The 14233-nt window shown below is 62.8% G+C and carries 16 protein-coding genes and 1 other RNA gene; 9 read left to right on the top strand and 8 right to left on the bottom strand.

Features of this window, described 5'->3' with window-relative positions; genetic code table 11:
* Positions 1–939 carry an NAD(+) diphosphatase gene (gene nudC, locus AC1DUY_RS25105; protein WP_175368572.1) on the bottom strand — a complete coding sequence of 313 codons (939 nt, stop codon included), beginning with the start codon at positions 937–939 and terminating at the stop codon, positions 1–3.
* A gap of 5 nt (positions 940–944) precedes the next feature.
* A complete protein-coding gene (locus AC1DUY_RS25100; RefSeq protein WP_175368573.1) occupies positions 945–1367 on the bottom strand; it encodes an HIT domain-containing protein in 423 nt (140 codons plus the stop codon).
* Positions 1368–1547: 180 nt separating this feature from the next.
* Here AC1DUY_RS25100 and ffs point away from each other — a divergent pair.
* From ffs to AC1DUY_RS25075, 5 genes are all read left to right on the top strand, one after another.
* Positions 1548–1644, top strand: an RNA gene (gene ffs / locus AC1DUY_RS25095) — signal recognition particle sRNA small type.
* A 170-nt stretch (positions 1645–1814) separates the two neighbouring features.
* Positions 1815–3692 carry a DNA polymerase III subunit gamma/tau gene (locus AC1DUY_RS25090; RefSeq protein WP_478117863.1) on the top strand — a complete coding sequence of 626 codons (1878 nt, stop codon included), beginning with the start codon at positions 1815–1817 and terminating at the stop codon, positions 3690–3692.
* A 21-nt stretch (positions 3693–3713) separates the two neighbouring features.
* Entirely contained in the window at positions 3714–4034 is a 321-nt protein-coding gene (locus tag AC1DUY_RS25085; protein WP_089262819.1) for a YbaB/EbfC family nucleoid-associated protein, read from the top strand.
* Between the two features lies 1 nt (position 4035).
* A complete protein-coding gene (gene recR / locus AC1DUY_RS25080) occupies positions 4036–4638 on the top strand; it encodes a recombination mediator RecR (protein WP_089262818.1) in 603 nt (200 codons plus the stop codon).
* A gap of 16 nt (positions 4639–4654) precedes the next feature.
* Positions 4655–5101, top strand: coding sequence for a hypothetical protein (locus tag AC1DUY_RS25075; protein ID WP_439073363.1), 447 nt, complete (start codon positions 4655–4657; stop codon positions 5099–5101).
* A gap of 11 nt (positions 5102–5112) precedes the next feature.
* Here AC1DUY_RS25075 and AC1DUY_RS25070 read toward each other — a convergent pair whose 3' ends face one another.
* Entirely contained in the window at positions 5113–6480 is a 1368-nt protein-coding gene (locus AC1DUY_RS25070) for an AmpG family muropeptide MFS transporter (RefSeq protein ID WP_478117860.1), read from the bottom strand.
* Between the two features lie 233 nt (positions 6481–6713).
* Between AC1DUY_RS25070 and AC1DUY_RS25065 the strand changes: the two genes are divergently transcribed.
* Positions 6714–7010 carry a GIY-YIG nuclease family protein gene (locus tag AC1DUY_RS25065; RefSeq protein WP_478117858.1) on the top strand — a complete coding sequence of 99 codons (297 nt, stop codon included), beginning with the start codon at positions 6714–6716 and terminating at the stop codon, positions 7008–7010.
* Between the two features lie 194 nt (positions 7011–7204).
* Here the strand turns inward: AC1DUY_RS25065 and AC1DUY_RS25060 are convergent, their stop codons facing one another.
* The gene (locus AC1DUY_RS25060) at positions 7205–8419 is read right to left on the bottom strand and encodes a DNA recombination protein RmuC (RefSeq protein WP_478117856.1); all 1215 of its coding nucleotides are present in this window, start codon (positions 8417–8419) and stop codon (positions 7205–7207) included.
* A 231-nt stretch (positions 8420–8650) separates the two neighbouring features.
* Here AC1DUY_RS25060 and def point away from each other — a divergent pair, with 231 nt between their 5' ends.
* Genes def through truA form a run of 3 tightly spaced genes read left to right on the top strand, consistent with a single transcriptional unit; the run spans position 8651 to position 10884 of the window.
* Complete coding sequence (gene def, locus AC1DUY_RS25055) at positions 8651–9172, top strand: peptide deformylase (RefSeq protein WP_089262812.1); 522 nt, start codon at positions 8651–8653, stop codon at positions 9170–9172.
* A 39-nt stretch (positions 9173–9211) separates the two neighbouring features.
* Positions 9212–10144 carry a methionyl-tRNA formyltransferase gene (fmt, locus tag AC1DUY_RS25050; RefSeq protein WP_478117854.1) on the top strand — a complete coding sequence of 311 codons (933 nt, stop codon included), beginning with the start codon at positions 9212–9214 and terminating at the stop codon, positions 10142–10144.
* Positions 10144–10884 (top strand): tRNA pseudouridine(38-40) synthase TruA, encoded by a 741-nt coding sequence (gene truA / locus AC1DUY_RS25045; RefSeq protein ID WP_175368579.1) that lies wholly within the window; start codon positions 10144–10146, stop codon positions 10882–10884. Before fmt ends, truA begins: the two co-directional genes overlap by 1 nt.
* On the opposite strand, the gene AC1DUY_RS25040 is transcribed toward truA, so the two are convergent.
* The 4 genes from AC1DUY_RS25040 to dapD form a co-directional block, all read right to left on the bottom strand.
* On the bottom strand, positions 10881–11441 hold the full coding sequence (locus AC1DUY_RS25040) for a phosphorylase family protein (RefSeq protein ID WP_315840433.1): 561 nt from the start codon (positions 11439–11441) through the stop codon (positions 10881–10883). The genes truA and AC1DUY_RS25040 overlap by 4 nt on opposite strands.
* The gene (gene dapE / locus AC1DUY_RS25035) at positions 11438–12607 is read right to left on the bottom strand and encodes a succinyl-diaminopimelate desuccinylase (RefSeq protein ID WP_478117851.1); all 1170 of its coding nucleotides are present in this window, start codon (positions 12605–12607) and stop codon (positions 11438–11440) included. Before dapE ends, AC1DUY_RS25040 begins: the two co-directional genes overlap by 4 nt.
* Positions 12607–13083, bottom strand: coding sequence for a DUF805 domain-containing protein (locus tag AC1DUY_RS25030; protein WP_478117849.1), 477 nt, complete (start codon positions 13081–13083; stop codon positions 12607–12609). Before AC1DUY_RS25030 ends, dapE begins: the two co-directional genes overlap by 1 nt.
* A 69-nt stretch (positions 13084–13152) precedes the next feature.
* Positions 13153–13998 carry a 2,3,4,5-tetrahydropyridine-2,6-dicarboxylate N-succinyltransferase gene (gene dapD, locus AC1DUY_RS25025; protein WP_231078267.1) on the bottom strand — a complete coding sequence of 282 codons (846 nt, stop codon included), beginning with the start codon at positions 13996–13998 and terminating at the stop codon, positions 13153–13155.
* Positions 13999–14233 lie beyond the last annotated feature (235 nt).

Below are 14233 nucleotides of genomic sequence, written 5' to 3'. Positions count from 1 at the left end.
TCAGGCTTGGTCGGGATGCAGCCAGCGACCGAGCAGATGATGCGCGATGGCGAATGGGTGCGGCCCCGCGAGCCCGTCCGGGTGTTCGCGTTTCCACATCAGCATCGCCTCGTCACGGTCAAACCACCGGGCGTCCTCAAGTTCCATTTTGTCGACGGTAATCTCGTCGCTGATGGCGCGCGCCGAACAGCCGATCATCAGGGATGACGGGTAGGGCCAGGGCTGCGTCATGTAATAGGTGACGTCGGTGCAGCGAATGCCGGCTTCCTCGAAGATCTCGCGCTTCACCGCGTCCTCGATGGTCTCGGCCGCTTCGACGAAGCCGGCGAGGCACGAATACATGCCCGGCGCGAACTGCTTCTGGCGGCCGAGCAGGCATTTGTCGCCCTTCTCCACCAGCATGATGACGACAGGATCGGTACGCGGGAAATGCTCGGTCTTGCAGCTCGGGCAAACGCGCTTCCAGCCGCCTTCGGCCATTGAGGACTTGGCGCCGCAATTGGCGCAAAACCCGTGGCGCTGATGCCAGGAGACGAGCGACTTGGCCTGTGCAACCGCCGAGAGTTGTTCCGGCGGCACCATGCCCTGCATGGCCATGCCGCGGAGTTCGCTGACGACGACATCGTCGCGGGTCAACAGCTTTTCGACGGCGGGTGCGCCGATGCCCATGCCGAACACCGCATCGCCATCACGTAGGCCCAGAAAGACAGTGCCAGGATTGGCGCCGAATTTCAGCGCCTCGTCGATGGTCAGCAGCGCGCGCTGGGCATCGCCATCCTTCTTCATGACCAGCGAGTCGCGGTAGATCACATAAGCGCGCGAGGAGCTTTTGCCCTCCAGCGCGAACAGTTTCTCGTCGCTGAAGCGCAGATGCGCGGCGCGGTCGAGCGTGTTGGAGACGAAGGCCGGATGGCCGAGCGGAAACAGCTTGCTTGTCATGATGGTCAACCGAGCCAGATCTTGCGGCGGAGTTCTGAGATGAAGCGCTGCACTTCTGCCGCGTCATGGGCGAGCGGCGGCATTACGCCCCAGATCGGCCGCGGCCAGGCGGCATCGGTCTTGCGGCGCGCGATGATATGGACGTGCAACTGCGGCACCATGTTGCCGAGCGCCGCGACATTGAGCTTGTCGCATTTGGTGGTTTCTTTGAGCGCCCGGCCGACGCGGTTGATCTCGGTCATCAACTGGCCCTGCGCGACCTCGTCGAGATCGATGATCTCGGTCGTGTCGGCGCGGCGCGGCACCAGCATCAGCCAGGGGTAGTGCGCGTCCTTCACCACCAGCACGCGGCTGAGGGGGAGGTCGCCGATGTCGATGGTGTCTTGTTGCAGCTGCTCGTGCAGCGACCAGGAGGAGGGAGCGGCCATTCTGACTCTCGATTAAGGCGCACAGCGTCGCAGGAAGCGGCTGCGCAGACAACTCCCGTCATGGCCGGTTTTGCGCGTCTGGACCACGTTTTCTTGCGACTTTCCTGCGCAAAACTTGCGGCGGACTTGCGACACGCGCCGCGCTTGCTTTCCGACCATTTTGGCCCCAAATAAGCACCGGGAGATTGGCGGTGGACGAGCCACTCGCCAATCGGGTCAGGTCCGGAAGGAAGCAGCCCTAACGAGATCCGGATCGGGTCGCTCGTCAGTCTCCTACTTGTTTTATCGAGCAAATTCAGCGTCCTGCACATGGGTCGTTAGCTCGGTGGGCGCCTTGTTCGATGAGTGAGGCAGCATCGAAGGCCGGAACCTGTGTCCCGTTCCGCCTATGATGCGCCAGATGTTCCGCAAGCCGGCTTTACGAGACAACACATTGCGGATTCCTCGATGACCGACGCTGGCACGTCCCCTCCCGATGATCACCAGAGCGGTTTCGATATGGGCGTTGCCCCGGCGCCTGCTGCCGCCACGCCCTATCGCGTGCTCGCGCGTAAATACCGCCCCGGCAGTTTCGACGATCTGATCGGTCAGGAAGCGCTGGTCCGCACCGTCTCCAATGCGTTCGAAACCGGCCGCATTCCGCAGGCCTGGATCCTTACTGGCGTCCGCGGTGTCGGCAAGACCACGACGGCGCGCATTCTCGCGCGCGCACTGAATTATGAATTGGCGGATGGCTCGGTCAAAGGGCCGACCATCCATATGCCAACGCCGGGCATTCACTGCCAGGCGATCATGGAAAGCCGGCATATCGACATTCTCGAGATGGACGCCGCGAGCCATACCGGCGTCGACGATGTCCGCCAGATCAATGACAGCGTGCGCTATGCGCCGTCCAGCGCGCGCTACAAGGTCTACATCATCGATGAAGTCCACATGCTGTCGACCGCCGCCTTCAACGCGTTCCTGAAGACGCTGGAAGAGCCGCCGGAACACGCCAAGTTCGTGTTCGCCACCACCGAAATCCGCAAGGTGCCAGTGACGGTGCTGTCGCGCTGCCAGCGCTTCGACCTGCGCCGCGTCGATGCCGACGTGCTGATGTCGCATCTGTCGAACATCGCGGGCAAAGAGAATGTCGAGGTCGAGCCGGAAGCGCTGGGCATCATCGCCCGCGCCGCCGAAGGCTCGGTGCGCGATTCACTGTCGCTGTTCGATCAGGCGATTGCGCATGCCGCGGGCACGGTCCGCGCCGATGCTGTGCGGCAGATGCTCGGCCTCGCCGATCGCACCCGTGTCATCGACCTGTTCGATTCGCTGGCGCGCGGCGACATCGCCAGTGCATTTAAGGAATTTCGCGAACAATACGACGTCGGCGCTGATCCGATTGTGGTGCTGAGCGATCTTGCCGAATTCGTCAATTTCGTCACCCGCGTGAAGATCGTGCCGGCAACCGCCGACAATGTCGCGTTTGGAGAGACCGAACGTCTGCGCGCGCGCGATTTCGCCTCGAAGCTGTCGATGCGGGTGCTGTCGCGGATGTGGCAGATGCTGCTCAAGGGCATCACCGAGGTGCAGGGCGCGACGCGTCCCGCCGCCGCCGCAGAGATGGTGCTGGTGCGCATCGCTTACGTTGCCGATCTGCCGACGCCGGATGAAGCGATCCGGATGCTCGACCAGAATGGCGGGACGTCGCCGATGATCCCAACGAATGGTGGAGGCCGTGCCGCGCCATCGTCCGCTCCGTCGGCATCTTTGCCGTCAGCGCAGATGCCATCCGCCATGCCGACGATGTCAGCGAGTGCGTCGCGTGGTCCGACCATGCAGCGCGGCGGCGCGGAACCATCGCCGCGGCCGCAAGTCGGCATGGCAGATGCACCGCCCGCAGCGGTGCTGAAGATTTCCACCTTCCCTGAACTCGTCGCACTGGCCGGCGAGAAACGCGACCTGATGGTGCGCGGGGCGCTCGAAGCCGATGTGCGCCTGATCAAGATCGAAGACGGGCGGCTTGAGCTGGCGATGGAGCGCACGGCGTCGCGCACGCTGATCAACGATCTGTCGCGGAAACTCGAACAGTGGACCGGCCGGCGTTGGGCCGTGATCGTGTCCAACGAGCAGGGACAGCCGACGCTGCGCGATCAGCAGCTCGAGCAGAAGAACGAACGCCAGCGCGCGGCGGAAGCCGATCCGCGGGTCAAGGAAGTGCTGGCAAGGTTTCCGCGTGCGAAGGTCGAGGTTCGTGTCATCGCCCCTGAGCCGCCGGACTTCAACGGCAGCGATAGCGACCTGATCAGCGATGACGCGACCGACGGTCTCAACGACGACGATTAATCGAACTGCGAAGGAAAACTCATGGCTGATTTTCTCGGCATGATGAAACAGGCAGCGCAGCTGCAATCGAAGATGAAGGCGATGCAGGACGAGCTCGACCATGTCGAGGTCGAAGGTATCTCCGGCGGTGGCCTCGTGTCCGTGCGGATGACCGCGAAGACCGAAGTGAAGGCCGTGAAGATCGATCCCTCGCTGGTTAAAGCCGACGAAGTCGAGATCCTTGAGGATCTGCTGGTCACAGCGCTCGGTGATGCGCGCCGCAAGGCGGAAGCTGCGATGCAAGAGAAGATGCAGGCGCTGACCGGCGGCCTCGGTCTGCCGCCGGGGATGGGCCTTACCTGAGATGGCATCCACGGCCGGTCCGGAAATCGAGCGCCTGATTCAACTGCTGGCGCGGCTGCCCGGTCTTGGCCCGCGCTCGGCCCGGCGTGCCGCGCTGCATCTGATCAAGAAGCGCGAGGCGCTGATGACGCCGCTGGCCGGTGCCTTGCAGGTGGCGATCGACCGGATTCAGGTCTGCAAGGTCTGCAGCAATATCGATACGCAGAATCCCTGCACGATCTGCACGGACCCGCGCCGCGATCCCTCGACCATCGTGGTGGTCGCCGATGTCGCGGACTTGTGGGCGCTCGAACGCGCCCATGCGACGACGGGCAAATATCATGTATTGGGTGCAACGCTGTCGCCGCTCGACGGCGTCGGCCCGCAGGATCTGACCATCGACGCGCTGGTGTCACGTGCGCATGATTCAGAGGTGAGCGAAATCATCCTGGCGCTGAATGCGACGGTTGATGGGCAGACCACGGCACATTACATCACCGACCTCCTGCAGGAGGCCAATGTGAAGGTGACGCGGCTGGCACATGGCGTGCCGGTTGGTGGTGAACTCGATTATCTCGACGAAGGCACGCTGTCGGCAGCAATGCGACAGCGGACGCTGTTTTAAGACTGGAAGAGCATTGATGACACGATATGACTTGAAGGCTTTGCCGACCTGGGCCGCTGCGATTTGTGCGGCCGGCCTGTTTGCTACGGCCGCCAGCGGCGCGACCGAAACGCCGGCTGCGCCTGCGACGCCGGTGGCACCGAAGACGATGAAGATCGGCGATGTGCTGACCGGGCAGCTCAACGCCATGCGCAGCCGCGATGCCAAGGGCAAGCGCACCAATGTGTATCAAGTGGTCAGCGAGCCGCGTCGGCTGCCGGCGCCTGCAGGGCTGTGCAATCTTGAGACCGGACCTGAGACGTTCGAGATCGTCGTTGCCAATGACGTGCAGGCCACGCAGCTGAAGAAGCTTGTCGGCAAGGAAGTTGCGCTCAAGGTTGCTGAAGTCACCTGCGCCGAGCAGGCCGGGCAGATGAGTGAAGCGCTGGTGACGAAATGGAGCGTGGTGACGAAGCCGAACTGAGTTCGCTTCGGTTAAACCCGCACTGGCCCCAGCATTTCGAAATGCGCGCGGCGCTGCAGCCAGATCAGCAGGATCAGGCTCGGTACCGCGACCACCACGCTGATGACGAAGAACATCGGCCATCCCGTCGCTTGCGCAACGTAACCTGCGCCTGCTGACAGATAGGTCCGCCCCACCGCAGCGAGCGCTGTGAGTAGCGCATATTGAGTGGCGGTGTGCAGCGGGTTTTTGCACAGCGCCGAAAGGTAGGCGACGAAGATCACCGTGCCGATGGCGCTTGTAAAGTTCTCGACCGAGATGGCAAGTGCCAGCGCCCATTGACTGACGCCGACGATGGCGAGCCATGAGAAGGCGAGATTGGACAGTGCCTGTAACACAGCGCCGATCCACAGGCTCGCCGCCAGTGAATAGCGCCGCGCGACAAAACCTCCAGCGAAGCCGCCGATCAGCGTGGCGGCAAGGCCGACGCCTTTGACGATGGCGGCATAGTCGTTGCGGGTGAAGCCGAGATCAATCACGAACGGCGCCGTCATGGTGCCGGAAAATGCGTCGGTGAATTTGAACAGCACCACGAACGCCAGCGCGGGCCAGGCGTCCTTGCGGGCCAGGAATTCGGAGAACGCACCGATCGCTGCCTGCAGCACGCGATTGAAGGCGCTCTCGCCGCGTGTGGCCGCTTCGGCCTGCGCGGATTGCTCGGGCTCGGTGGCCGCAAGCGCTGTGACTGTGCCGATCAGCACCATCGCAGCCATCGCCACATAGCCCCACATCCATGCGGTGGAGCGCGCGATGCCGGTGCTTTCGAAGGCGCTGACCAGAAACAGCACGCCGGCGGTGGAGATCAGCATGCCGATGCGATAGGCCGCGACATAAGACGCCATGCCGGCCGCCTGTTCGCTCTCCGGCAGGCTCTCCACACGAAACGCATCGACAACGATGTCCTGTGTCGACGACATCGCTGCGACCAGTAGCGCGCCGAGGGCGACGAACAGTGGCGAGCGGGCGGGGTCGGTGAGCGCCAGCAGCAGGATCGCGCCGATCAGCAGCAGTTGTGAAAATACCAGCCAGCCGCGGCGGCGGCCGAACTGTCGCGTGAAGAACGGCACATGCAGCGCGTCGACCAGCGGCGCCCAAAGGAACTTCAGCGTGTAGGGCGTGCCGACGAGGGCGAACAACCCGATGGTACCGAGATCGACGCCGGATTCGCGCATCCACACCAGCAGCGTGGAACCGGACAATGCAAGCGGCAGACCCGACGACAGGCCAAGCAGCAGCACGATCAGCACCCGCGGCTGCAGATACACCGCCATGCTCTCGCGCCAGGTGGCACGGGGCTTCAAGGCGAGGGCGGCTTCGGACGAGTCAGGCGCGCTGGTCATGGGGAAGGGTTAGCAGATTCGGGCGAAAGCGGCCTGTGGCTTCGTATCCTTCCCCTCGGTTGTCATCGCCTGGCCTGGCGCGCAATTGCGCGCTAGGACCGGGCGATCCAGTATCCGGCGTTGGTTGTGTTTGGCAGCGTCGTACGAACGTAAGGTCGGTGTATACTGGGTCAACCGGTCAAGCCGGGTGACGACAAGTGAGTTTGGTGCAACGGCAGTGGCGAGTCCTGACGATGCGTGCCTACAACTTTTACGTCTACATTCTCGCCAGCGAGATTGGTGGGACGCTGTATATCGGCGTGACGAACGATCTCATTCGCCGCGTATACGAACACAAAACGAAAGCCGCAGAGGGATTCACGAAGCAATATGGTGTGGATCGCCTCGTTTACTTCGAACACTTCGACAATATCGAATACGCGATGCTTCGTGAGAAGCGGCTCAAGAAGTGGAAGCGGGAATGGAAGATTGCGCTGATCGAGAAGGATAATCCGAACTGGGACGATCTGTATCCGATCATCTGCCGGTGAGGGCGCAATAACTCAGTTGCCTCTCGGCACCACTTTCTCAGTTGTTATCGCCCGGCTTGACCGGGCGATCCAGTATACACTGCCCTTAACGTTGATACTTCATAGCAAACTACAACCGCCGCCGGATACTGGATCGCCCGGTCCAAGCGCGCAATTGCGCGCTCGGCCGGGCGATGACAGTTGGAGTTCTGGAGCTATTCCCCTGCCTGAATCTTGCGCGGCAGTGGCGCGAACATGTCGGGGGCGGCGGTCTTCGCGATGACCGGGGCTACCTCGGCCGCCGGCTCGCTCTTGCTGAAATCCAGTTCCTCGATGCGGCCGGCGCGCTTTTCGATCTTGTCGGCGGAAATCAGTATCTGGCGGACGTCCTCATTGGCTTGTCCGAAATGGGTCTGCAGCTTTATCACGCGATCGCGCAACCGGGTGAGGTCGTCGCCCAAATTCAGCACCTCGGTACGGATCTGGTCGGCGGCGTCGCGCATCCGCGCGTCTTTGAGAATCTGCTGCATCACCTGGATCGCCAGCATCAACAGCGACGGCGACACCAAGACGACGCGGGCGCGATAGGCCTTCTGGATGATGTCATCGAATCCGTCGTGGATTTCCGCATAGACGGATTCCGACGGCACGAACATCAGCGCCGTATCCTGCGTCTCGCCGGCAACCAGATACTTCTCGGCGATGTCGGTGACATGCTTCATCACGTCGGCGCGCAAGCGCTGCGCCGCGTATTTCTTTTCCTCGTCGCTGCGTGCGTCATGCAGCGCCGTGACGGCTTCCAGCGGGAATTTTGCGTCGATGCACAGCGGGCGCTGGTCCGGCAGGAAGATCACGCAATCCGGCCGCTTGCCCGACGACAGCGTGTGCTGGAACGCATAGGCGCCGCTCGGCATGCCGTCCTTGACGATACTTTCCATCCGCGCCTGACCGAAGGCGCCGCGCGACTGCTTGTTGGCGAGCACGTCGCGGAGCGTCGTCACCTGCGAGGTGAGGTCAGTGAGGTTCTTGTGGGCGTTGTCGATGATGCCCAGCCGCTCATGCAGCGCGCTCAGGCTTTCCATCGTGTTGCGTGTGGTCTGTTCCATGGATTGGCCGACGCGATGGGTCACGGAGTCCAGTCGCTCGGACACCGCGCGTGCCATGTCGGCCTGACGGCCTGCCAAGGCCTGGCCCATGGCGTCGACGCGGCCGGTGGCTTCGTTCTGTGCTTTCAGCACTTCGCTGAGGCGTTCTTCCAGTTCGTCGGCGCGGATCGCCTGGGCCATGGCCATGGCGGCGCCGCGGCTACCGGAGCGAGCGATGATGATGGCGATGGTGAGCAGCAAACCCAGCGCCAGAGCACTGAAGCCCATCAATGCCACGCCGGCGGTGACCGGCATGTCGTCGATCATGAAAAGAATCTCGTTCATCCCATCCTTGTAGCCGATTCGGTCGGTTGCGCGAACGAAGAGGGAACATTTATGGTTAATGCAAAATGAATTTTCCTGGTTAACCCAAGCCTAAGAAATGTGGTTAAGCGGACCTTAACCAGCATGGTTAACCGCGCCTCAATTTTCATGGTTAGCGGGGAGTTAACGTCCTTCAAAGTCCAGCTTTTCCAGCGGATTGACCCGGACCGGCGCGCAGATTAAATCGCCGCCATGGCCATTCGTGAAATCATTATCCTGCCCGACAAACAGTTGCGGCTGATCTCCAAACCAGTCGAGAAGGTGACGTCAGAGGTGCGCAAGCTCGCCGACGACATGTTCGAGACGATGTACGACGCACCCGGGATCGGGCTGGCGGCGATCCAGATCGCGGTTCCGCTGCGGCTGATCACCATGGACATCGCCAAGAAGGACGATGAGGAGGACGGCAAGAAGCCGCGCGTCTTCATCAATCCGGAGATCATCTCGGCCTCGGAAGAACTCTCGGTCTATGAGGAAGGCTGTCTGTCGATCCCTGAATATTACGAGGAAGTGGAACGTCCGGCGACGGTGCGGATCCGCTATATGGACCTCGACGGCAAGACCATCGAGGAAGAGGCCAGCGGCCTGTTCGCGACCTGCATTCAGCACGAGATCGACCATCTCAATGGCGTGCTGTTCGTCGATTACCTTTCCAAGCTGAAGCGCGACCGCGTGCTGAAGAAGTTCACCAAGCTCGCCAAGCGCGCGGAGTAGGTTTCTCCGCGCAACGCTGCAACAGATCGGCTCCGACCTATGTCGCTTCGTTTGATCTTCATGGGCACGCCGGATTTCGCGGTGCCGACGCTGCTCGAACTCGTGGCCCATGGCCATGAGATCGTCGCGGTCTATACCCGCGAAGCAAAGCCCGCCGGTCGTGGCATGAAGCTGCAGCCGACGCCCGTGGCGCGCGAGGCGGAACGGCTCGGCATTCCCGTCTTCACGCCGAAAACGCTGCGGACGCCGGAGGCGGAAGTCGAGTTCCGGTCGCATGAGGCCGAGGCTGCGGTCGTCGTCGCCTACGGCATGATCCTGCCGCAGAACATTCTCGATGTGCCGCCCCTAGGTTGCTTCAACCTGCACGGCTCGCTGCTGCCGCGCTGGCGCGGCGCGGCGCCGATCAATCGCGCGATCATGGAAGGCGACGCCGAGAGCGGCGTCATGGTGATGAAGATGGATGTCGGCCTCGACACCGGCGATGTCGCCATGGCCGAGCGCCTGGCGATCACCGATGCGATGACGGCGCTGGACCTGCACGATGCGCTGGCGCCGCTTGGTGCCGACTTGATGGTGCGGGCCATGGGGGCGCTGGAAAGGGGACGGCTGAGCCTGACCCCGCAGAGCGCAGACGGCGTCACTTACGCGGCCAAGATCGACAAAGCGGAGGCCAAGATCGACTGGTCGAAGCCGGCGCGCGACGTGCTTCGGCATTGCCATGGGCTGTCACCGTTTCCCGGCGCGTGGTGCGAAGTGCCGATCGAGGGCGAGGCGGTGCGCGTGAAGGTTCTGCGCTGCGAGCTCGCAAAGGGCGCGGGCGCGCCCGGCGAGATCATCGACGATCAGCTCACCGTCGCCTGCGGCGAGGGCGCGATCCGGATCATCGACCTGCAGCGCGCGGGCAAGCAGCCGATGAAGGCCAGTGAATTTCTGCGTGGCACGCCGTTGAAGCCGCCTCTGCGGGTGGGCTGATGCCGCGCTACAAGATGATCATCGAATATGACGGCGCGCCATTTTCCGGATGGCAGGTGCAGGCCAACGCGACGCTGACCGTACAGGGCGCGCTGGAGCGTGCTGCCGAGGCCATTTGCGGCGAGCCGATCCGCGTCCATGGCGCCGGTCGCACCGATGCCGGCGTCCATGCGCTCGGCCAGGTCGCCCATTGCGACGTGCCGAAAGTGCTGGTGCCGGGTCGCTTTCGCGATGGCATGAATGCCCATCTGCGGCCGCATCCGGTCGGCGTGCTGTCGGCGGATATCGTGCCGGATGATTTCGAGGCGCGGTTCTCGGCCATCAAACGCCACTATGTCTATCGCATCACCAATCGTCGCGCGAACCTCGCCGTCGATGCCGGCCGGGTCTGGCGCGTGCCGCGCCCGCTCAATGTCGCTGCCATGAGCGAGGCTGCGAAGCGTTTGCTCGGTCGACACGACTTCACGACCTTTCGCGATACCGAATGCCAGGCCAAGTCGCCGATCCGCACGCTCGATCAGCTCGATGTGGTGCAGAACGGTGAGGCGATCACCATCACGACCTCCGCACGCTCGTTCCTGCACAGCCAGGTGCGCTCGATGGTTGGCTCACTGGTCTGGGTCGGCAACGGCCGCTGGACGCCGGACGATCTGGCTGCGGCGCTTGCCGCGAAGGACCGCAGCGCCTGCGGCATCGTGGCGCCGCCGGATGGGCTGTATCTGGTAAAGGTCGACTACTAGACCTTCACGCCCTTCATCGCGTCCCAGAACAGATCCTGTCCATTCGCGACATTCGCCGTCCAATGCTCATGCGCAAAATCATTGGCGTCGTCGGTGATGAACTTGAAGGCGCGCCAGGGAATGCCGTGGCGCAGGCAGACCTGCGCGATGGCAAACAGTTCCATATCGACGATATCGACATTGTTCGTCACCAGCCAAGGATCGGTGGAAGTGACGAAACTGTCACCACTGCCACAGATCACGCCGCGCTGGCCCGAGACCAGGCGGTCGAGATCGGGCGCAAAGGGCGTACGGCCGCGCGGCGCCAACGGCTCGGCATTCATGTCGCGCTGGATCACGTCGCTGACCTCGACGAGGCCGTTGAGTTTGGTGTTTAGCTTGCCGGCGGTGCCGTAGTTCACGACGAGCTTGGGCTGCATGGCCTGCACCGCCTGAAGTGTTGCGATCGTGGTGTTGATCTTGCCGACGCCGGTGAAAATCACCTCGATCTCGGCAGGCGCGCGTGATTTGTCGAGCTCGCTTTCGAGCGCGGTGAGGACGAGAATCTTGCCGTTCATGCGAAATACCGATCCAGCACGCCGCGATAGATTTGGGTGAGCTTCTCCAGATCGGCAACCTTCGTGTGTTCGTCGATCTGATGCATAGTCTGCCCGACCAAGCCGAATTCAATCACCGGGCAGTAGTTCTTGATGAAGCGCGCATCCGAGGTTCCGCCGCCCGTGTTGAGATCCGGTGTACGGCCGGTGACATCCTTGATCGCAGCGACGACCGTATCGGTAAACGCGCCCGGCTTTGTGACGAAGCTATCCGAATTGCTCGGCTCCCAAATCACATGAGCGCGAATGCGATTGCCCGCGGCAGTTGCGACGCGTGCATCGATCAGGTCGCGCAATGACGCCTGCGTGTGGTGGTTGTTGAAGCGGATATTGAACTTCGCCCGCGCTTGCGCGGGGATGACGTTGGTCGCCTTGTTGCCGACATCCACCGAGGTGAATTCGAGATTGGACGGCTGAAACTGCGCATTGCCCTGATCGAGCGGATCGCTGCTCAGCGCTGTGATCAGCGCGGCGATGTCGGGCACCGGATTCGACGCCCGATGCGGATAGGCGACATGGCCCTGCACGCCATCGACGACCAGCGTGCCTGATTGCGACCCGCGGCGTCCGATCTTGATGGTGTCGCCCATCTCCTCGACATTCGAGGGCTCGCCGACGATGCAATGATCGAACTTTTCGCCACGCTCGGCCGCCCATTGGAGCAGCTTCACGGTGCCATTGACGGCAATGCCTTCTTCGTCGCCGGTGATCAGGAAGGAGATCGAACCGCCGCCGTCCTTTTGCGGCTTGCCGTCATTCGCCGCCAGATAGTCCAGCACGGCGGCGACTGACGCGGCGATGCCACCCTTCATGTCCACCGCGCCGCGGCCGTAGAGCAGGCCGTTCGTCACGTCGCCGGAGAAAGCGCCATGGGTCCACGCCGCTTCATCACCGGGCGGCACCACGTCGGTATGGCCAGCAAAACAGATATGCGGCGCGGAAGTCCCGATACGGGCATAGAGGTTTTCGATGTCGGCGCTGCCTTCCTCGCTGAAGGTGACGCGATGGACTTCGAAGCCGGCCGACGTCAGCAGGCTCTCGAGCACGCCGAGGGCGCCGGCGTCAGCAGGAGTGACTGAGGGGCAGCGGAGAAGATCTTGAGCGATGGAGAGAGCGTCGGTGGACATCAGACCCTTGGTGCAGTGGCAAGCGCGGCAAGCGGATCGGGACCGTATTCGTTCGGCCCGGCGGTGCCGCGCAGGAAGCCCAGTTCGACGATGGCCCAGATGGTCACGGCGAAGCTGGCGATATGAAAGACGAAGCTGGTGCTCGCGCTGCTGGTGCTGCCGATGCCGCTGAGGACGCTCGGCCCAAGCCAGAACACCAGGATCCACCAGCCGCTCTTCTCGCGGTCGTGCAGCCGCTTGATGCCGGTGGCGATGCCGGACCAGGTGCCGGCGACGATCAGGACGATAGCGGCCAGCCACAGCAGCAACGCGCCGCCGACCATGCTGAACAGCCGGTCGGTGTCGAATCCGCCGAGCCACATCACGGTAGCAGCCACGAAGGCGATCCAGGCCACTATGTAGATGAGGATCGCGAGCCAGTATTTGCCGCGGTTGATCCGTCCCTTGAAGCTGAAAAGCAGCGTGGTCCAGTCCATGGCAGCCCTCAATTCAACGGATCGGTCCGGTTTGCACGATGCTACGCGCAAACCGGACGAAACGACAAATCAGTCGCGCAGTAGCTCGTTGATGCTGGTCTTGGAGCGGGTGCGCTCGTCGACGCGCTTCACGATCACGGCGCAAGCGGTGGACGGACCGATCTGACCGTTCTTCATCGGCTTGCCGGGCAGGTTGCCGGGGACCAGCACCGCATATTCCGGCACTTCGCCGACGAATACTTCGCCCGTCTCGCGATCGACGATCTTGGTCGATGCGCCCAGGAACACGCCCATGGCCAGCACCGCACCCTTGCGCACGATCACGCCTTCAGCGACTTCCGAGCGGGCGCCGATGAAGCAGTCGTCCTCGATGATCACCGGGCCGGCCTGCAGCGGCTCCAGCACGCCGCCGATGCCGACGCCGCCGGAAATGTGCACGCGCTTGCCGATCTGGGCGCAGGAGCCCACCGTCGACCAGGTGTCGACCATGGAGCTCTCATCGACATAGGCGCCGAGATTGACGAAGGACGGCATCAGCACGACGTTCTTGGCGATGAAGGCCGACTTGCGCACGATGGCGCCCGGCACAGAGCGGAAGCCGGCGTCGCGGAAGCTGTTGTCGCCCCATCCCTCGAACTTCGAGGGCACCTTGTCCCACCAGGCCGCGCCGCCGGGACCACCAGAGATCTGCGCCATGTCATTGAGGCGGAACGACAGCAGCACGGCCTTCTTCAGCCACTGGTTCACGGTCCACTTGCCGTCGTCGGCGCGGACGGCGACGCGGGCCTCGCCCTTGTCGAGCAGGTTCAGCGCCTGATCGACCGCGTCGCGGACTTCACCCTTGGTCGAGGCGTTGACGTTATCGCGCGCGTCGAAGGCGGCATTGATGGTGGATTCGAGGGCGGTCAGCGACATTGCGGGATCCTTGGGTCTATCGGAGATTGTCAGCAAAATTGGAGATTGTTGACGTTTGGGGAGCTTTTTCGGGGATTTGGCCGAGGGGGTCAAGGTCGGGAAGAGGGCCGTCCGCGTCAAACTCAGCCTGTCATCACCCGCGAAAGCGGGTGATCCAGTATACGGCGGCGGGACGGCTTCATCACTTCTGCTGGTGCCTACTGGATCGCCCGGTCCACGCGCGCAAGTGCGCGCC

Source organism: Tardiphaga sp. P4_G1, from assembly GCF_056401215.1.
The sequence above is the reverse complement of the archived record's forward strand: the minus strand, read 5'-3'. Positions and strand labels throughout refer to the sequence as shown.